We start from the raw sequence: 18,947 nt of genomic DNA on the forward strand, positions 1-18,947 counted from the left end.
GACACAACAAGAAAAGGAGCACCCCGATGCCCACGAAGGAATGCTTATGAATGCCCAGAGTGATTCAATCGACATCGCCATCATCGGCTCAGGCTTTGCCGGGCTCTGCATGGCGATCAAGCTCAAGGAAGCCGGGTTCACCGACTTCTTTATTGCCGAGCAGGCCGACACCCTCGGCGGCACGTGGCGGGACAACCACTACCCCGGCTGCGCCTGCGACGTGCAGTCCCATGTGTATTCGTTTTCGTTTGCGCCCAACCCGGACTGGACACGGCAGTTCGCGCCGCAAGCGGAAATCCGTGCTTACCTGGAGCAATGCGCCACGCGCTTCGGGTTGGCGCCCTACCTGCGTTTTGGCATGGGCCTCGAGCGCGCGGTGTTCGATGAGCCCCAGCAACGCTGGCAACTGAGCTTCAGCGATGGCCGCCAGGTCAGTGCGCGGGTGCTGGTGTCGGGCATGGGCGGTCTGTCGCGCCCGGCGTTGCCGGACATTCCAGGTCTCGACAGCTTCAAGGGCAAGCGCTTTCATTCCCAACAGTGGGACCATGACTATGCCTTGAAGGGCAAACGCGTCGCGGTGATCGGCACCGGTGCCAGTGCCATTCAGTTCGTGCCGAAGATCGCGCCGCACGTGGCCCATCTGGACCTGTTCCAACGCACCCCACCGTGGATCATGCCCAAACCCGACCGGGCGATCTCACCTTTTGAACGCTGGCTGTTCAAGCACCTGCCCTTTACCCAACGCCTGGTACGCGGCGCTTTTTACTGGGCACTGGAAGGCCGTGTCGTCGGCTTTGCCTTACACCCACGGCTGATGAAAATGGTGCAGAAAATCGCCCTGCGCCACCTGCACAAACAAGTGGCTCGCCCGTCCCTGCGCAAGACCCTGACCCCGGACTACACCATCGGCTGCAAGCGCGTGCTGATTTCCAATGACTACTACCCCGCGCTGTCGCGCAGCAATGTCGAGGTGGTCACCGAGCGCGTGCTGCGCATCGAGGCCGACGGCGTAATCACCGCCGACGGTATCAAGCATCCGGCGGACTGCCTGATCTTCGGCACCGGCTTCCAGGCCACCGATCCCCTGCCCCGCGACTGCATCATCGGGCGCGGCGGCGTGGACTTGATGGACACCTGGCAAGACGGCGCGCACGCCTACAAAGGCACGACGGTGCCCGGCTATCCCAACCTGTTCCTGATCATCGGGCCCAACACCGGCCTGGGGCATAACTCGATGATCCTGATGATCGAAGCCCAGGTGACCTACATCCTCGACGCCCTCCAGCGCATGCAACGGCACGGCATCGCCACAGTGGACGTCAAAGCCGGCGTGGAGAGCGCCTACAACCAGCAGTTGCAAGCCAAGCTCAAACGCACCATCTGGAGCACCGGCGGTTGCCAAAGCTGGTACCTCGACCCGCGCACCGGCAAGAACACCACCCTATGGCCCGGCTCGACCTGGCGTTTCAAGCAGGTCACCCGGCAGTTTGCGCTCAAGGATTATGTCGCCAACCGGCAACCGGGCGACGCGCCCAACCGCCCCCTGGCGACGCCCCACTCCACGCCTGAAGGGAGCCTGTCATGAAATCATTCAACGACCGCGTAGCCGCGATTACCGGTGCGGCATCCGGCATGGGCCGAGCGCTGGCATTGGCCCTGGCGCGGGAAGGTTGCCACCTGGCGCTGGCCGACAAAAACAGCCAGGGGCTGGAGCAGACCTTGGCGCTGATCAAGACCTCAACCCTGGCGCCCGTATTGATCACTACCCAGGTGCTCGATGTGTCCGACCGCCAGGCCATGGAGGATTGGGCCGCGCGCTGCATGGCCGACCACGGCAAGGTCAACCTGGTGTTCAACAATGCCGGGGTTGCCCTGTCGAGCACTGTCGAGGGCGTGGACTACGCCGACCTGGAATGGATCGTCGGCATCAACTTCTGGGGCGTGGTGCACGGCACCAAGGCATTCCTGCCGTATTTGAAAGCCGGCGGCGAGGGCCACGTGATCAACACCTCCAGCGTGTTCGGCCTGTTCGCCCAGCCTGGCATGAGCGGCTACAACGCGACCAAGTTCGCCGTGCGCGGCTTCACCGAATCCCTGCGCCAGGAGTTGGACATGCAACGCTGCGGTGTCTCGGCCACCTGCGTGCACCCCGGCGGCATTCGCACCGATATCTGCCGCAGCAGCCGTATCGACGCGAACATGACCGGCTTCCTGATCCACAGCGAACAGCAGGCCCGCGCCGACTTCGAAAAGCTCTTCATTACCGACGCCGACCAGGCCGCCAAGGTGATCCTGCACGGCGTACGTAAAAACAAACGTCGCGTGCTGATCGGCCGCGACGCCTATTTCCTCGACCTGCTCGCCCGTTGCCTGCCGGCGGCCTATCAAGCCTTGGTGGTGTTCGCCAGCAGGCGCATGGCCCCGAAGCCCCGCACGCGGGTGTTTGAAACCAACGACGAGTCCCGTCTCTGAACAGGAGCACGCAGCATGTTGCCGATCCGCCGTGACATCCATTTCGCCCTGCCTGCCGAACGCATCAAGGACTGGCACGAGCAAGGCCCGTTCATCACGCATTTCTTCAATGCCCTGTCGCTGCTGTTTCCGCAGGGCGAGCTGTTTTTCATGGACAGCGTGCGCCACTACCGCCAGCGCATCGACGACCCTGAGCTGAAGAAAGAGATCCAGGGTTTTATCGGCCAGGAAGCCATGCACAGCCGCGAGCACGTGGCCTACAACGACCTGCTGCAAGCCGCGGGGCTGCCCGCGCACGCCCTCGACCGGCGCCTGAAGTTCATCCTCGACCTGCAGAAAAAACACTTGCCGGCGTCCTTCAACCTCGCGGTGACCATTGCCCTTGAACACTACACGGCGATGCTTGCCGAAATCCTGTTGAGCGACCCGTCGCGCTTCGGCGACTCACTCAAGGGCTACCAACAGATGTGGTACTGGCACGCCTTGGAGGAAACCGAACACAAGGCGGTGGCGTTCGACGTCTGGAACAGCGTGATCAAGCCCGGCCCCAAGCGCTACTTGCTGCGCACCGGGACCATGCTGTTCACCACGTTGTTATTCTGGCTGGTGGTGTTCGACTTCCACGTGCGCCTGCTGATTGCCGACCGCAAGTCGGGCGGGCACCTGAAAGGCTTCTGGCGCATGCTGAAGTTTCTGTATGGGCCCAAGGGAGTCTTCCCACGCATGCTGGTGCCGTGGCTGCACTACTTCAAACCCGGCTTCCACCCCTGGGACCACGACAACCGTGCGCGCCTGGCCGGTATCGACGCGCTGGTCGAGGACATCGAGCAGGTCCGGCGCGGTTACTAGCCCTGCGCCAGGGCCTCGCGCTCACGCACAAAGCCTTGCAACTGATCGTCCGGCAGCGCCTTGCTGAAATACCAGCCTTGAATAATCAAATCGGCACCCGTATTCAGGAAGGCCAGCTGCTCGGCCGTCTCCACCCCTTCCACCACCACGCCCAGATTCAACGCCTCACAGAAGCGCAGCATGCCGGTCATGACCTGGGCGCCCTTGGGGTCATGCTGCGCCACCACAAAGCTACGGTCGATCTTGATGAAGTCCACGGGAAATTGGTGCAGGTAACTCAGGGCCGAGAACCCGGTGCCGAAATCATCGATATAGACCTTGGCACCGATGGCTTGCAGCTTCTGAATGGTCTGGCGTGTGACCTGGATATCACTCACCAGCGCATCTTCGGTGATTTCTACTGAGACCTGCCCGCGGGCCTGGGCGAGAATGTCCACCAGGCGTTCGCCATAGGCGGCGTCGGTCAGGGTCGCACTGGAAATATTGATGGTCATCGGTAAGCTGAAACCGAGTTTCTGCCACTTCTGGTACTGGCGAACCGCCTGGGATGCCACCCATACATCCACATCCGGCATCAAATGCGCCTGGGCCAGCCACTGCAGGAACTCCCACGGCGAATGCACTTTTCCGTCGGCATCACGGGCACGCATCAGTGCTTCACAGCCGGTGCACAAGCCAGTGCGGGTCGAGACCTGTGGCTGGAATTCAAGATAGAACTCGTAGTCGCTGATCTGCTGGATGCGGCTCAGTTCATTGGCCTGGCGCGCCAGGGTCTTGTGGGACGCGAGCACCGGGTCCAGCTCGCGCAGACGGCCCTTTTCCTCAAGGCCACGGAAGGTCATGTCCAGGGACTTGAGGTACACCGTGCCCCCTTCGGTGGCCTGGCGGTGGATCGCGCGCACATACGGCGCATACACCAGCGTGCCCAGCCCCAGCAACGCCACCTGCAGGGCCACCGCCACCCAATCACCGTGGGTGCTCAGATAGGCATTGAGCAGCACCGGCGCCGTAAACGGCACGCTGACCACCGCCGGCGACACCCACCCCATCTGCACCACCGTCAACGCCAGCATGGCGTTCAACGCGGGTACGATCAGAAAAGGTATGAACAAACGCGGATTAAGGATGATCGGCAAACCAAACAACAGTACTTCACTGACATTGAACAGTGAGAGCGGCAAACTCGCCACCGCCAACAGGCGCATGGACTGGCTCTTGGAGAACAGCAGGATCGCCAGCAACAGGCACAATGCGCCGCCCGAGCCACCGATAAACGCAAAGCTGCCCAACAGACCGCCGTTCAACACATACTTGATCGGCTCACCCGCCGCCAGTGCAGCGCTGTTCAGCACCACCGCCTGATCCAGCACATTGAACAGCGGCTGCATGGCGTACACGCCGTGGATTCCGAAAAACCACAGAAGTGAATTCATCAAGGTCACAAACAAACCGCTGCCGTACGGCGACTCCAGGGCATCGAGTACCTGGGGCCCTTGGAGCTGTGCCACATAAGGGATTTGCAGCAGCAAGGACAGCACGCTCACCAACGCCAAGGCGGTGATGACGCCCGGCACGACCATATTGATGGTGCCCCGCAGGTTGTGCCCTACCAGCTCTTCGTTGACCAGCCGAGTCCAGCGATAACGGTGCAGCCAGGCAATGGCCGGCACATTCAGCAGCGGCGAGGCAATCGCAATGAACAGCACGAAGGTGGCTGAGGCCCGGGGGTAGTCACGCAGGATAAACGTCGCAACCACCACATGGGCCAGGCACAGGAACGCGACGGGCAGCTGTGGGAGTCGATGCTGGATCGCCAGCATATAACCAATCGAAGCGGCTACCAGCAGCGGGATCACGGAACTGATCTGGTTGTGCAGCCCGGCCAGGAACGTCACCCAATGCGGGTCGAAGCCCAGCACGCGGGCAGATTCAGACAAGATCAGAAAGCCCGCCGACACCAGCAGGCACGGCAGGATCCACAACAGCCCTTCGCGAATCGCCCGCAGCGACTCGGTGCCGGCCAGGGCGGCCAGGCGCTGGGTGAAGAAAAGTTTGAACAGCGTTTGCGCCATGACCCATCCCTCTGCCCATCGCCCACTGTCCTTGGAAGGCAGGGCCGGAAACACCGGGCTAACGCTACACGTCCAGGCACGATGAGCGAAAGCCTTTTGCCACGCATCTAAGTGATTTTTCCGTATTGGATGACAGGCAATTCCGTGTTTTTTCCAAATAATTGAATGTTCCGACCTGGGCCAATGTCCGAATCTGCTTCAATGGGCATTATCCGAGTGTCACCCTACCGTTGCCTTTGTTTGGAGTAAGCCCTTGTCACAACCCGGTGATAACCATCAGCTCGCGCTGGACAGATTCCTCGACGAACATCCCGATGTCGCCACTGAACTTAACACCCTGAACCCGCTGGCCGCCCAGGCCAAGGGCGAAACCCTGGCGCAATACCGTGCCGAACGGCTGCATGAAGCCTTCGAAGCGGAAGCCGAGCGCCAGGGCCTGTTTGCCTGGGAGTTAACCCTCAAACTGACCGCCGAATCCGGCGAAGCCTTTGAAGCCCAGCGCCTTGAGGTGCATAAGGAAGTGGCGCAGATGGCCGGCCTGAGTTGGGTCGAATACTGCCAACTGCATGACCTGGCCGATTGACGCGTTACCCCAGGAACCAGCGACGTCGCCTGCCGCCCAGGACTTCGCGCAACTCGGCGACACATACCCTTCGCTGCTCCGGGTCCATCGCCAGTGCGGCGCACAACGTTGGCCAGCAATGCCTGGGCAGTTGCCGAGGTCTCGGCAACCGCTGATTGCGTTGGCGCTCGCCGGGACGCCGTCCCTCGGCCAGCTCATACAACACACACGCAACCCCATACAGGTCCGCGCTGGCTGACGGCAACCCTCCGGCCATCAGCTCCGGTGCCGCATACGCAGGCGTCCAGGCATTCAAGCGACTGCGGCTCAAACCCGGTAAACCAACCCCTGCCTGCGCCTCGGCATGGCCCAGGCCAAAATCAAACAAGCGCACCCCCTGCTCCCCCACCATGATATTCGCCGGTTTCACATCGCCATGCAGGACGCCTTGCCGATGCGTGTAAGCCAGCGCATCCAGCAATTGCACGGCCATCGGTTGCAGCTCCTGCCACGGCAGGCCTTGCGGGCGTTCCGGGAGCATGCGGTCGAGGGTCAGGCCGGGCATCACTTCCATGGTGAAGAATGCCACTTGGTGGGCCGTGTCTACCTCGAAAGAAAATGCGCGCACCACGTGGTCATGGCGCAGGCTGCGGGTCAGGGCGAACTCGCTGTACAACAATAAATGCGCATCGGTGCACGCGGAGAGTGTCTCGCCCAACAGCTTCAGCGCCACACGGCAGTCCGGCTCGCCGAACGCTTCATGCAGCAGGTCCCGGGCGCGATACACCACGCCCATCCCACCTGAACCGAGGATCCGTTCAAGCTGATAGCGGCCCGCAAGCAGGCTCGGCGGGCCCGCTGCTGCGTTCATGGCTGGACCACCACGGCGGTCAGGTCATCTTTCGCCGCCGCCCGCAACGCGTCGCTGAACAAGCGCTCCACCACCTTGCGCGGCGTACCCGCACTCATGGCGCTCCCCAGCTCACTGTGGCTGAGCCCCTGATACAGGCCATCACTGCAGAGTAAAAACACATCCCCTGGATGGGCACAGAACTCCAGTATCTCGAGGCTCAGTGGCTGTCGGGCACCAATGGCGCGTGTGAGGGCCCTGGCGTCCGGATGAGCCCGAGCGCGTTCCAGGCTCAGTTGCTGCTTATCCATCAGTTGCTGCTGCAAAGAGTGGTCGCGCGACAGTTGATACAGGCACTGACTGCGCCAGAGGTAGCATCGACTGTCACCTGCCCAGATACAGGCTGCACGGTCGTGTTCAAGTAACAGTACAACCACCGTACTGCCCATGATGCCCGCCAGGCCATCGGCGGCTTGCAATTGGCTGTCGAGTTCGCGCAAGCAGCGTCGCACCGCGTCGATCCGTTGCTCGAAGCCCCCATGGGCTGGCAGTGCGGCAAGACTGCTGACCACCCGTTGACTGGCCACATTCCCGGCACGATGGCCGCCCATGCCATCGGCGACCGCCCAACACCCGCGTTGCGGGCAATCAAGCCATGCATCCTCGTTGCGCGCACGGCCCTTGCCTTGCGCCGTGCGCCCTGCACTTCGCCAACGCAGCGCCCGGTTCACAATTGCTCCGGCAGGCGGAAGGTGCGCCATGTCGCGATCTGGAAAGGGCTGGGGTTACCCTGGCTGGTGAGCAGGTAATTAGCACGGAGGCCAGCCAGGTCGGCCTTGAGTATCTGCGCGTCCCTGCCGCTGGCAGGCTCGCTTTGCATCAGCTCGAAGAACCGGAACAACGACCAGGTGCCACTGTCTTTTTCGATGCCCAATGGCCGCTCGGCGCCGCGTTCCAGCACTAGGCTGGTGCGCCCATTTCCGGACGCGTTCGGCCAATGGAACACCATCGGCACGATCGGGCCATGCCGGTACTCCAACTGCTGACTGCCCACCTGCAACGTTGCCCGGCTGACGGCTTGATCCAGGCTATAGGGCGCCAGCGTAAACCTGACGGCCCAATCACCCCGCTCCTCGTTGAAAAAACCTTGGCGAATGGTCTGGGCCCTGGTCAGTTGGTCCAGCAACGAACGTGACATCGGCAAGCTGCGCCCCTCCAGGGCGCGCAAGCGATAGCGGGTGCCCTCGACACTGACAAACGGCCGCAGATAACCGTCATAAAAACGCTCCATGGCCCCCTTCGGTTTGAAGAACGCCTGGAAATCGTCCAGGGCGACATCGCTGCCAGCATGGGCGTTGAACGGGTAGCGGTGTTGGATCGCCTTCGTATAAAAGCCGTACACCTCGCTTTGATAACGCTGATTCACGTACCCATAGGCGTTATCAAGCAGGTGGCGCCAGCTTTGCTCGGCAATACCTTCGAACCACCCACTGAGTGGTTGCGGCAAGCGCGCTGCCGCATCACGCAGGTTGCCCAATAGCGGCTGCTGCCCATCCATCCGCTGCCTGGCCAGCTTGAACGCGGCCTGCTCCGGTGAACTGTCCCGGCTCAGTGTCGACAATTGCAGGTACAGCTCATCGAGCAGGCGCAATGCCTGCGTCAACTCGACCCCGGGGTTCTGCTCTTCATCGAGCAACTGATGCAGAGGCTCGAAGCGGCGTTGCAACGCGCGCCGGGCATTATCGGGCAACGCTTGGCGCGGTAACGCCTTGGCCAGCGCGCCGGATACCTTCTCGCTTGACTCTGCGACCTGTTGGCTCACCGTACCCAGTTGTTCGTGAAGCGGCATCAGTCGTGTGTTTTCACGCACCTGCTGCAACAGCTGCACCAACGCCGACTGAGCGGATGTAAGGCTCGCAAGCTGCTCCGTGCCGCGTCTCAGACTGTCACTTTCCAACAGCCTGATTCGCCCCAGGGCATCACTCCAGGCATCGGCGTATTCGCTGAAATAGCGCTGTTCCAGCTCCAGCATGAGTTTGCGTAAGTCCATGACACTCAGGTCGGTAGCTTCCCCCAGCACCCAGTTGTCCTGGGCAATGGCATTGACCCACTGAGGGCCCTGCGTTTCGAAAAACTGCAGGTATTTTTTTGTGTAGAAACCCGGGATGGGTCGCTCAACCCTGGAAAATGCGGGGCCTTCGGCCAGGCGGTAAGGCTCCAGGTTCCGGGCTTGCTCCCGCAGTGCACGGTAGACCACCTCTGCCAGTGACTCACCCCGTAACGCCAGGCGAGCCTGGGCGACCAGTTCATCGTTCAACGGCGCCTGGAACCCTTGCTCAAGAAGCCGAGCAAAGTGTCCGGCCAGGCGTTTATGCGCCGCAACTTCCCCCGCGTACCCGGTAGCCCACTGCCCAGCCACCTGCTCCGCCAGCCAACTGGCATCACGTCGTTCGGGCAGGTTGAGCATCAGGTAGGCGCGCAGGCTGTCCAGCAGCCGTTCACGGTCTCCCAGGCTCGCTCGCACCTGTTCTCCAAGTAATGTGGTCACGTAGGGCAGCAATTGTTGATGCAAAGCGTGTTCATAGGCACTAGTCAATGGTGGACGACTGACATCCCCTTGATACAAGCCCGCCCGATCAACCCACCGCACCTGCGCCGGCAGCGGAAATACGGCTGTCGCCGCCAAGCGACTGTCCAGCAGCGCCAGCAACGTCTGGCTCGGGTCCGAACCGGGGCGAATGGCGGACTCGGGTTGGGTCAACGCCTGAAGCTGCACCAGTCGCTGATGGTTGAACGAGTAACTGTGCAGCCACAGCGCCCCCGCCGCGGCGATCACGACAGATGCGGCCAGCGCCAATAACCCATGGCGTCGACGTAGGCGCCGACGCTCCGGCGTATGCAACCCGGCAAGATCGGCCTGCGCGAAAACCACGCGATTGAACAGGCCCTGGACAAAATGGGGACGTACATCGCCGCTCTTCGCACCGGTCAGGTAGAACCCTCGCAAACCGTTGATACGCTGATGGCGATGGGCGGAAAACGCAGCCTCGATAAACACGCACAGACAGTCGCCGAGGCGTGCAACCTGCCGAGGAAAATCCAGCATCCGGCCACGGCGCTCAAGGTTTCGCTCCTGGTGCAAGCGCGGGATCAACTCGGCTCCCAGGCGTTGCAGCAGGGCTTCGAATGCTTCGCGTACCTGTTCAATATCAGTGCCGGCCGGGCCTGCAACCAGACGCTCACCCAGCACATCTTCGGTGCTGTCGCCCTGCAGCGCATCAAAGAACTCGGCAAACCCAGCCAGCCGATCAGCCTGGGTCAATACCAGGTAAACCGGCACATCCACATTCAGTGTCTGCTGGATATCCTGCAAGCGGGTACGCACGTGACGCGCGTGAAGCTCCAGGTCGTGTTCACTGCTGCGCAAAAGCGTGTCGACGCACAGCGTCACCACCACGCCATTGAGCGGCCGTGTTCTGCGCCACGCCTTGAGCAGGCCCAGCAATGTCGACCATCCCGCCCCATCTACCGCGGGGTCAGGCTGGTCCAGGTAGCGGCCGGCCATCTCGACCATCACGGCTTCGTCGGCAAAATACCAGTCACAGTAAGCCGCAGTACTTGGGAACGCCGCTTCGGTCCGATCGAGCGGAGCCTGCAGGCCACTGGCGGCCAACAACGAGGTCTTGCCGCTGCTCCGCTCGCCAATCAACAGGTACCAGGGCAGTTCATTGCGCCAGCCCTGACGGTGCTCACCGTAGCGACGAGAGGTCTTCAACGTCAGCAGGGCCTCCTTGAAACGCCCCCGTACGTGGCTTATTTCGTTGTTGACCAACGCCTGCCGCTGATGACGGTCGAGGTGTTCAGGCTGATCGGCCCGAGCGGAGCGGCGTGCGCCCACCACGACCATCGCCAGCCCCCACAGCAGCAACAACCCGCAGATGGTCAGCAAACGGGAGGTCGGGCTTTGCCAGAAACGGTAGTCATCCACCGCCAGCAAAGGCCCCAAAAACCACACCAACAGCGTACTCGAGAGCACCAGTAACAGGCTCCAGACCCAACTCTTGCGCAGCACCGCGCCCGCGCCCTTGAAGAATGCGTTCATACCTAGCTCCCAGCGTTACAAGGGCGTCCGAGACGGGACTGACACCGAAGATTGAAAAGGTTGCAGCGCCGTCATGCGCTCCTGGCCCAACATCCAGGCGAACCCTGAATACATCGCGAGCAAACAGGCCACTACACAGATGACGACCCAGGTGGTGGAGACAAGGCGAATCCGCGCCTGAGAGGCCCTACCGGTTTCCGGCGAAATGCATACCGGCAGCCGATCACCGCGCACATGCCTGATCTGGCGGTACACCGCATCGTGCAGGGTTTCAAGCTGCACCCGCCCCCGCTCCATGACGCGATATTTACCTTCGAAACCCAACGACAGGCACACGTACATAAGCTCCAGCATGGCCACATGCTTGACGGGGTCGCGGGACAATCGCTCCAGCAGTTGGAAAAATTTTTCACCGCCGAAAGTTTCGTTATGGAAGCGGCTCAGCAGACTGGTCTTCGACCAGTCGCTACGACTGCCCCAAGACGTCGTGACCACAGCCTCATCAATGACACTGCACAGCACATAACGCGCCGACATCACCTGACTGTTCTCTACGCCCTGGTGCAAGGCACGCGCCTCAAACGCGTTGACGCCCGATGACAGCTGGTCATTGAGTGCCTGCAGGCTTTCCCGACCAGGACCGGCCTTGAGCTGAACAACCTGCAACAAGAGCTCCCAGGCGGCTGCCAACACAATATTCGACCCCATCTTGAATGGCGGTGCGCCCTGCAGGTGGGCGGTATAGATCATGCGGTCTTCCAACTGCTCGAAGCGAGGCGGCGACGGGTAGTCCGTGACGGCGCCCCGCACCGGGCCCAGCCCTTCACGGTCAAGCAGCACGGTTTTTTCATCCTGCGGGTATTCACTGTCCATAGTCATGGTGTTCAGTTCCTGATAGCCCAGAAGTTGAGTTCCAGCTCGGCGAACTCGCCGCTGGCGTGGAAGGCGAAACCACCGGATTGCTCCAGCTGCGTGATGTCCCGTGGACTGAGCTCGAGCATGAAATAGGTCTTGCCGGCGTGGAACGGGATCTGACGCGGCGCTACCGGCAGCGGCTTGACCTTGATGCCTGCGAGGTGCAGGTTCACCAGTTCACGGATGCGTTCCACGGGGCCGATCTTGAGATGGGCCGGCAGGCGATGGCGCAGCTCCTCCGAATCGCACTGGGCGGTGGCCGCCAAAATAAACGTGGCCGCGCCGAGTAATTTGAGATCGCTGACTGGGCAGACCAGCACTCCGTACTGGCGCTGCTGCAGCGTCAGCTCAATGGCATGCTGTTCCAGGACCAGCGACAGCACCGTGCGAAGGCCTTCCATCAGCCCGCGAAAGCTCGCCCCTTGATCACCATGCCGGTAGTGCGTCGCCAATTGCGCACGTTTGTTGTCATTGGCGAACGTCGACAGCTCACCAAGAATCGCCAGCAACTCCCGATATAACGCTTCCGGACGGACCTGGGCCTGGCCCAGGTAATGACGCAATATCAATTCCGCACGATTGATCAATTGCAGCATCAGAAAGTCGCCGACCTGCGCCCCCGCCGACGCGCCGGAACCCTGGATGCGTGCGGCTATCGCATCGCCACGGGTGGCCAGCAGGCTGATCACTTCCTTGATGCATGACGACACATACCCCGAGCCCTGGAGATAGATGAACGTCGGCACAAAATCCACGTCCAGCGTCACGCCGCCTTCATGGGTCGAATCCAGGACCTGGGCGACCTGGAGTTTCACGTAGTAAGGATCACTCGGTTGCTCCCCCAGCATCAGGCGTAAATCCGGACGTGCACAGTTGATCTGGCAACGGGAATCCACGCCGGCATTGGAGTCTCCGATCTCCGTTTCACAGGCGACATAACGTGCCAGCACATCGCCTTGCTCCTGTCTGCGCACTTCAACCTGATTGCCCGTCGCCAGGGGCAGCGCGAGGTACACGGCTTGCCTGCCGGCGTTGGCAGGTACCTGCAACACCAGGGGTTCCATGGCGCCGCTCAGTTCGAACAGACTGCCATCCGGCAATACGCCACTGGCCTGGTTGACCACGACCTTGCCCAGGTTGAGGTATTGCACATCGACGTCCAAGGTCAGGAAGCCCCAGGCATCACTGCTCAACAGGCGACTGCGGTTGAGTTGCCGATGGTAGTAGCGATCATTGTGCTGCAAGTGCTGGGGCCTCAGCAGCATGCCTTCCTGCCAGATAACGTTATGGATCTGCATCTCAATGCTCCGCCGTGTCGGTTTGAGGCGCCGCCATCCGGATACCCGCCTGGTCCAGCACAAGGTCGGCACGGGTCAGTTGGCTCGGGGCCACAGGCACTACCAGCCGCCATTGCACATGGGGCAAATCGCGATAGGCCGCCAGCACCCCGACATAACGGCCACGGGGTTCGACACTGAGTTTGAGCGCCAGCTGTTCGCCGGGACGCAGCTCCCATTCCTCGCTGCTGAGCCAATCCTTGGACAGTGTCTGCTCGGCCCGGTCGTAGAGGCTGAAGAAGTCGGCGTTTTCAAAAGCCACCGGGTGCCGTAGCTCAAGCAGGCGCACCACGACAGGCGAGGGACGGCCGTGAAGATCGGGGTTGACCTCCTCGCTGGCCGTCAACGTCAGGTCCAGCTTGGTCAGGGTCGAGAACGGTGAAAGCGTGCTGCAACCCGCCAGCAGGCCCAGCGCTAACAACGTGGATGTAACAGCGACTCTATACATGAGCATCATCCTGGGTACCCGGCGTGCAGGGTGGAGACCAGGCGCACCTGCTCCTCGTAGGCTTTGGAAAAATCATTGCGTAACAACTGCTCGCCCAAGGGATCGTCGTCCATCAGCCGTCGATAGTGGCGTTGATACGCCCGCCAATGGGCGCCATCGGTAAACAACTTGGCTGGCCTGCCCTCGCGCTCGAAGCAACACAGCAGGTGACCAGGCGCAAAGGCCGCCAATGCGGCACGTACGGTGGCTCGGCAGGCCACGACCAAGGCCAGTTGATGAACTTGCAGGTCCCGACAGGTCTGGGCAACCGCGTGCTCGGCAGCGCGTTGGTCCGGCGCGCAAGCATCCAGCAGCGACGTCAGGGCTGACTGGGTGTCGGCAGCATCGTTCAACGGGTTACGGGTATTGAGGACCGGGACAACCAGCGTCCCGTTGATCTCGCTGTTGAGCTCGTGGCAAGTTCTCAGGTTTTGCTGCAACCCTTCGACGGTTTGCCTGAGCAAGCCCGCCACCTTGATCGCCAGGCCTTCACGACCCGGTGTATCAAGCGTGTCCATAGGCATGCCCAATGCTTGCGCGAACTGCGCCCAGAATGCTTGCGAAGCACCCGATGCAGCGGTAACGGGTTCGGGAGATAGGACGTCCTTGACCGGTTCAGCCCATGTCGGTACGACCAAATGATCGCGGTCCACGCGCCCCTGACAAAGCGCTTGGATCAGCGCCGGCGCTGATGTGTCCAAGGCGTCCAGTTCTGCTGATGAATCGCCACGCCGTTGCTCGCGATCCAATGCGTGGACAGGGTCAAGCCCCAGGAACGCATCGTCTGGAATCATGTCATCCCGCGCAAACGTCTGCCGGGCATCCATCACCAGGCGGGCACGGATATCCAGCACCCCCAGTTGGTACACATCACCGTTACTGATGAGCCGTGCCTGGCCCTTGCACAGACGCTCCATGCTGCCTGACACGCCGATGCCGTTGCTGCTGATGTCCGTCAGAAAGTAACGGCCTTCCCGGTAACTGACCAAGCCGTGGTGACTGGAAATCAAGCGATTGGCATCAGGGATGATCCAGTCACACCCCGACCCACGGCCGATCACGCCGCCAATACGATCAAACGTTTTACCGACAGGCAGCACACCGCTTGCGGTACTGCAGACTTCAAACACTAATTGCATGGCAGCGCTCCCCTGCTCACTGCCCACGACGGGTCGCCTGGGGGTCACCCAATGGACGGTAGTCGGCATCATCAAAGACATAATTGGCGTTACAGCCGCTCAACAAACACAACGCAAGCACCACGGCTCGCCACGGATGAAAAGACATCAGGTATCTCCCATGAAAGTAAGGTGCCCACACGTCGCCCGTTCAACACTCCTCACGGGCATCACCGACGGGAATCTTCAGACGCGCCAGGCGGTAGAGCAGCGTGCGGCGTGCGACGCCCAACTCACGTGCGGTACGGGTGCGATTGCCACGATTCTTGTGCAGGCAATCGATCAGGACTACGCGCTCGACGCGCTCCAGGCGTTGGCGCAACGTCGCGTCGACTGACTCACTGGTCGCGGGTGCAGACAACGACAGGTGGGCCGGCAGGATCACGCCGTCATCACACAGCAGTACCGCACGCTCCACCAGGCATTTGAGTTCACGGACATTGCCGGGAAAGGCGTGACTGGAGAGTTGATCCAGAGCTGCACTGGACCACCCCACCGGCGCACGCCCAAGCGCAGTAGACGCCTTGTGTGCAAATTCGCGCGCCAACAGCAACACATCGCCGTCGCGCTCACGCAACGGCGGCAGCTCGATAGGAAATTGCGCAAGCCTGTAGTAAAGGTCCTCGCGAAAACTGCCTTGGGCCACCATTGCGGCGAGGTCACGGTGGGTCGCGGCGATGATGCGCACATCGACCTTGTGGGCTTCACTGGCCCCCAGTGGGCGTACTTCTCCTTCCTGCAAAACCCGCAGCAACTTGGCCTGCAGCGACAGTGGCATATCGCCGATTTCGTCCAGGAGCAGCGTGCCACCATGCGCAGTGTCAAATAGCCCCGTGTGGTTGCGCTCCGCCCCCGTGAATGCACCTTTGCGGTAGCCAAACAACTCACTTTCCAATAGCCCTTCGGGAAATGCCGCGCAGTTCTGCACCACGAACGCTTTGCGCTTGCGCGGCCCCGCAGAATGGATCTCTCGTGCGACCACCTCCTTGCCTGTACCCGTCTCGCCCCGCAGCAATACGGTATAGGGCGTATTCAGCACCTTACCGATCAAGCGATACGTCTCATCCATAGCCTTGCTGCTGCCAATCAACCCAAACGCAGCACCGGGGGATGGTGTGCCGTCATGGGTTGGAGCGACACCCTCTGCGGAACGCTTACACCGCAGCAACGCCAGTTGCATCAAGGTAAAACTGCCCAGTTGGCTCAAGGAGGCGGTGTGGTCCGGCCAGTTTTTCCGGCGCTGGCTGGCACACACCAACACGCCGTTGATGGCTTTGCCTCGATTGAACAACGGCACGCATGACAACGCTTGCCAAGGTGTCGCCATCGCCGGCAGGAACCCGTATTCGTAAACGCTGCCCGTTAGATCTTCCAGGCTAAGGGCGCTTTGATGGCTGAGCACGTACTGCAACACTTGCTCATGCTGAAAGTCCCGGGTGCAGGCCGGGTCACTGGGGCATAACACGCCGGGCAAATGCTGGGCGATCAGTTCGAGCCGACCGGTGGACTCATTGCGCCAGTACAATTGGCTGAGTTCGCACTGGCTCAGTTGCGCCACCGCAGCGACACAGAGACTGGGCAAAGTGGCTTCGTCGCCCTCGATGCCCAGGCGGATAAACCAGCCGAGCAGCACATCGGCGCAGGCCAAAGGATGAGGGATCTGAGTGAGCCGGCTATCCCTCATTGGCTGAACTCACAGATGGGATGGCCATTACCCTGGACGCGGGCATGCACCTGTGACAGGGGTTCACCTTGAGCCATGGCCTCCAGCAGCCTATCCACCACTTGCGGCAACAAATGGAGTTCGATCCATTGATCGATGTAACGAGCACCGCTGTCACCGTGGGTACACCGCTCGGCCATGTGTGCAACCAGCTCCGGCGTATAGCTGAAGGCCAGTTTGCGCAGATGCAAGCGCTGGCCCAGACGCTCCAGCTTGAGCCTGGCCAAGTCATGCAGAATCTCACCCGTGACCGGGTAATACGGCACCACACGCATCCGCGCCAACAACGCAGGCTTGAAGTGACCGCGCAACAACGGGTGGATCGCCTCTTGCAGCACGTGCACATCAGGTCGCTGGTCGCCAGCGCATAAACGGCCGATGCACTCGCTGCCCAGGTTGGACGTCATCAGGATCAGCGTGTTGCGAAAGTCGATTTCCCGGCCCTCCCCATCATTGGCCAGGCCCTTGTCGAAAATCTGGTAGAACAGGTTCAACACTTCCGGGTCGGCCTTCTCGACTTCATCGAGCAGTACCACCGAATACGGACGTTGGCGCACGGCTTCTGTCAGCACGCCGCCCTCGCCAAAACCGACATAACCGGGCGGTGCGCCAATCAATCGAGACAGCGAGTGCTTTTCCTGGAACTCCGACATATTGAGGGTGGTGACAAACCGCTCACCGCCATACAACAGGTCGCCAAGCGCCAATGCAGTTTCAGTCTTGCCCACACCACTTGGGCCGACCAGCAGGAACACACCGACCGGGGCCTCGGCCTTGTTGAGCCCAGCTGCGACGGCGCGCAGGCAACGGTCCAGGGCTTGTACCGCCTGCTCCTGGCCGAGAATGCGCGAGCGCAGCGCATCGGCAAAGCCCAAGACCCGTTCACTGTGCTCGAGCGCCAGTTGTTCAACCGGGATACCTGTCCAGGCACTGATGACCTGGGCCACCAGGCGCGGACACACCTGCTGCGCCGTCTTTTGCTGTTCAAGCCAGCGTTGCTCCAGATGCTCGCATTCGCAGCCCACCGCCTCCATGCGCTGGTTCAGCGCGTGCAGGACCTGCTCATCCACAGAATGCCCCGAGTCGCGATCCCGACTCAGTGCCTGAAGCTGCCGCGCGCTTTCAACCTGTTCCGCGTACAGACGCTGCAATGCTTCCGGCGCCATCTCTTGACGGGTACGCAAGCGAGCGCAGGCGGTGTCGAGCACATCCACCGCTTTGTCAGGTAACTGCCGCCCGGCCAGGTAACGGGCACTCATCTGCGCCGCCGCGACGACCGCATCGTCCCGCACGTAGACGCCATGGCTTTGCTCATACACCGAAACCAACCCGCGCAGTATCGAAACCGCTTGCTCGACACTCGGTTCACCGACCAGCACAGGCTGGAAGCGCCGGGCCAAGGCCGGATCTTTTTCGAAGTATTTCTTGTATTCCGTCCAGGTGGTGGCAGCGATGGTGCGCAGCTCACCACGGGCCAGGGCGGGCTTGAGCAGGTTGGCGGCATCCGACGTGCCCGCCTGGGCGCCCGCCCCTACCAGCGTATGCGCTTCGTCGATAAACAGGATCACCGGTTTTGCCGAGGCATTCACCTCATCGATCACACCCTTGAGGCGTCGTTCGAACTCACCCTTGATGCTGGCACCCGCCTGGAGCAGGCCCATGTCCAAGGTCAGCACCCGGACATCCTTGAGAGCGCCCGGCACCTGTGCGCTGGCAACACGCAGCGCGAAGCCTTCGACAACCGCGGTCTTGCCGACTCCAGCTTCACCGACCAGTATTGGATTGTTCTTGCGCCGGCGCATGAGGATGTCGATCAACTGGCTGATCTCAGCGTCACGACACAACACCGGGTCGATACGACCTTCATGGGCCTGGCGTGTCAGGTCATGGGTGAAGCGCCCCAGCAGCGATTCGCCCTCAGGCGCAGGATCGGTCGCCGCCACCTGACTCAACACGAAACCGTGCACACGCTCGACATCCAACCGGTTCAAAAACGCCTGATAGGCACTGCCTGCATGCTCCAGCGGATGACGTAACAACGCCAGCAACAGGGCGCCGTGATCGATTTCAGTCTGTCGCAGCTCCAAATGAGCAACCATCAAGGCCTGTTGCAGCCAACGCACCAGTGCCTGGGCAAAAACCGGATTGCGCGAAGCACTCGACTCCCCCTTGGGTTGCAGGGTGGCTTGTAGCTCTCCGGCGTCGAGGCCCGCATCCGCCAGTGCCCTTGCCAGAAGGCCATCGTGATGTTCCAGCAGGGTCAACAGCAGGTCTTCCACCAGCACTTCCCTGCCGCCGCGCGTCACGCAGCGTTCGGCCGAACGCTCCAAGTCTCGACGGGCCCGGGGGGTCAATGTCTGGATCAGTTGTTGCAGGTCCACATTCATCATAACGATTCAT

General features: G+C 61.4%; 15 protein-coding genes. 4 read left to right on the forward strand and 11 right to left on the reverse strand.

Features of this window, described 5'->3' with window-relative positions; all coding sequences use genetic code 11:
• Positions 1-46: 46 nt before the first annotated feature.
• The 3 genes from AC3ZU9_RS23050 to AC3ZU9_RS23060 are packed head-to-tail and all read left to right on the forward strand — an operon-like array spanning position 47 to position 3,321.
• Entirely contained in the window at positions 47-1,585 is a 1,539-nt protein-coding gene (locus AC3ZU9_RS23050; RefSeq protein WP_093541776.1) for a flavin-containing monooxygenase, read from the forward strand.
• Entirely contained in the window at positions 1,582-2,472 is an 891-nt protein-coding gene (locus tag AC3ZU9_RS23055; RefSeq protein ID WP_046034770.1) for an SDR family NAD(P)-dependent oxidoreductase, read from the forward strand. Before AC3ZU9_RS23050 ends, AC3ZU9_RS23055 begins: the two co-directional genes overlap by 4 nt.
• Positions 2,473-2,487: 15 nt before the next feature.
• Entirely contained in the window at positions 2,488-3,321 is an 834-nt protein-coding gene (locus tag AC3ZU9_RS23060) for a metal-dependent hydrolase (protein WP_046034769.1), read from the forward strand.
• On the opposite strand, the gene AC3ZU9_RS23065 is transcribed toward AC3ZU9_RS23060, so the two are convergent.
• Positions 3,318-5,393, reverse strand: a complete 2,076-nt coding sequence (locus AC3ZU9_RS23065; RefSeq protein WP_046034768.1) for a PTS sugar transporter subunit IIC/EAL domain-containing protein — start codon at positions 5,391-5,393, stop codon at positions 3,318-3,320. The two genes, AC3ZU9_RS23060 and AC3ZU9_RS23065, sit on opposite strands and share 4 nt — an antisense overlap.
• A 253-nt stretch (positions 5,394-5,646) precedes the next feature.
• On the opposite strand from AC3ZU9_RS23065, the gene AC3ZU9_RS23070 reads away from it, so the two are divergent.
• On the forward strand, positions 5,647-5,976 hold the full coding sequence (locus AC3ZU9_RS23070) for a DUF6388 family protein (RefSeq protein WP_012724689.1): 330 nt from the start codon (positions 5,647-5,649) through the stop codon (positions 5,974-5,976).
• A gap of 4 nt (positions 5,977-5,980) precedes the next feature.
• On the opposite strand, the gene AC3ZU9_RS23075 is transcribed toward AC3ZU9_RS23070, so the two are convergent.
• The 10 genes from AC3ZU9_RS23075 to AC3ZU9_RS23120 are packed head-to-tail and all read right to left on the reverse strand — an operon-like array spanning position 5,981 to position 18,937.
• Complete coding sequence (locus AC3ZU9_RS23075) at positions 5,981-6,826, reverse strand: serine/threonine-protein kinase (protein WP_102060696.1); 846 nt, start codon at positions 6,824-6,826, stop codon at positions 5,981-5,983.
• Positions 6,823-7,536, reverse strand: coding sequence for a PP2C family protein-serine/threonine phosphatase (locus tag AC3ZU9_RS23080; RefSeq protein ID WP_490091397.1), 714 nt, complete (start codon positions 7,534-7,536; stop codon positions 6,823-6,825). Before AC3ZU9_RS23080 ends, AC3ZU9_RS23075 begins: the two co-directional genes overlap by 4 nt.
• Positions 7,533-10,907, reverse strand: a complete 3,375-nt coding sequence (gene tssM, locus AC3ZU9_RS23085; protein ID WP_102060698.1) for a type VI secretion system membrane subunit TssM — start codon at positions 10,905-10,907, stop codon at positions 7,533-7,535. The genes AC3ZU9_RS23080 and tssM overlap by 4 nt, the downstream gene beginning before the upstream one ends.
• A gap of 15 nt (positions 10,908-10,922) precedes the next feature.
• The gene (icmH, locus tag AC3ZU9_RS23090) at positions 10,923-11,786 is read right to left on the reverse strand and encodes a type IVB secretion system protein IcmH/DotU (RefSeq protein WP_102060699.1); all 864 of its coding nucleotides are present in this window, start codon (positions 11,784-11,786) and stop codon (positions 10,923-10,925) included.
• 5 nt (positions 11,787-11,791) lie between these two features.
• A complete protein-coding gene (gene tssK, locus AC3ZU9_RS23095) occupies positions 11,792-13,120 on the reverse strand; it encodes a type VI secretion system baseplate subunit TssK (protein WP_102060700.1) in 1,329 nt (442 codons plus the stop codon).
• A 1-nt stretch (position 13,121) separates the two neighbouring features.
• Positions 13,122-13,607 carry a type VI secretion system lipoprotein TssJ gene (gene tssJ / locus AC3ZU9_RS23100; protein WP_102060701.1) on the reverse strand — a complete coding sequence of 162 codons (486 nt, stop codon included), beginning with the start codon at positions 13,605-13,607 and terminating at the stop codon, positions 13,122-13,124.
• A gap of 5 nt (positions 13,608-13,612) precedes the next feature.
• Complete coding sequence (tagH, locus tag AC3ZU9_RS23105) at positions 13,613-14,785, reverse strand: type VI secretion system-associated FHA domain protein TagH (protein ID WP_102060702.1); 1,173 nt, start codon at positions 14,783-14,785, stop codon at positions 13,613-13,615.
• A 16-nt stretch (positions 14,786-14,801) separates the two neighbouring features.
• Positions 14,802-14,933, reverse strand: coding sequence for a type VI secretion protein (locus AC3ZU9_RS23110; RefSeq protein ID WP_080943345.1), 132 nt, complete (start codon positions 14,931-14,933; stop codon positions 14,802-14,804).
• Between the two features lie 42 nt (positions 14,934-14,975).
• A complete protein-coding gene (locus AC3ZU9_RS23115) occupies positions 14,976-16,508 on the reverse strand; it encodes a sigma-54 interaction domain-containing protein (RefSeq protein WP_102060703.1) in 1,533 nt (510 codons plus the stop codon).
• A complete protein-coding gene (locus AC3ZU9_RS23120) occupies positions 16,505-18,937 on the reverse strand; it encodes an AAA family ATPase (protein WP_490091398.1) in 2,433 nt (810 codons plus the stop codon). The genes AC3ZU9_RS23115 and AC3ZU9_RS23120 overlap by 4 nt, the downstream gene beginning before the upstream one ends.
• Positions 18,938-18,947: the final 10 nt, after the last annotated feature.

The organism is Pseudomonas sp. A39, assembly GCF_058145955.1.

Coding starts and splice junctions, on each gene's coding strand:
- AC3ZU9_RS23065 (WP_046034768.1), bottom strand. CDS start 5,393: ATGGCGCAAACGCTGTTCAAACTTTTCTTCACCCAGCGCCTGGCCGCC.
- AC3ZU9_RS23050 (WP_093541776.1), top strand. CDS start 47: ATGAATGCCCAGAGTGATTCAATCGACATCGCCATCATCGGCTCAGGC.
- AC3ZU9_RS23110 (WP_080943345.1), bottom strand. CDS start 14,933: ATGTCTTTTCATCCGTGGCGAGCCGTGGTGCTTGCGTTGTGTTTGTTG.
- AC3ZU9_RS23055 (WP_046034770.1), top strand. CDS start 1,582: ATGAAATCATTCAACGACCGCGTAGCCGCGATTACCGGTGCGGCATCC.
- tagH (WP_102060702.1), bottom strand. CDS start 14,785: ATGCAATTAGTGTTTGAAGTCTGCAGTACCGCAAGCGGTGTGCTGCCT.
- AC3ZU9_RS23060 (WP_046034769.1), top strand. CDS start 2,488: ATGTTGCCGATCCGCCGTGACATCCATTTCGCCCTGCCTGCCGAACGC.
- AC3ZU9_RS23120 (WP_490091398.1), bottom strand. CDS start 18,937: ATGATGAATGTGGACCTGCAACAACTGATCCAGACATTGACCCCCCGG.
- tssK (WP_102060700.1), bottom strand. CDS start 13,120: ATGCAGATCCATAACGTTATCTGGCAGGAAGGCATGCTGCTGAGGCCC.
- tssM (WP_102060698.1), bottom strand. CDS start 10,907: ATGAACGCATTCTTCAAGGGCGCGGGCGCGGTGCTGCGCAAGAGTTGG.
- AC3ZU9_RS23075 (WP_102060696.1), bottom strand. CDS start 6,826: ATGAACGCAGCAGCGGGCCCGCCGAGCCTGCTTGCGGGCCGCTATCAG.
- icmH (WP_102060699.1), bottom strand. CDS start 11,786: ATGACTATGGACAGTGAATACCCGCAGGATGAAAAAACCGTGCTGCTT.
- tssJ (WP_102060701.1), bottom strand. CDS start 13,607: ATGTATAGAGTCGCTGTTACATCCACGTTGTTAGCGCTGGGCCTGCTG.
- AC3ZU9_RS23115 (WP_102060703.1), bottom strand. CDS start 16,508: ATGAGGGATAGCCGGCTCACTCAGATCCCTCATCCTTTGGCCTGCGCC.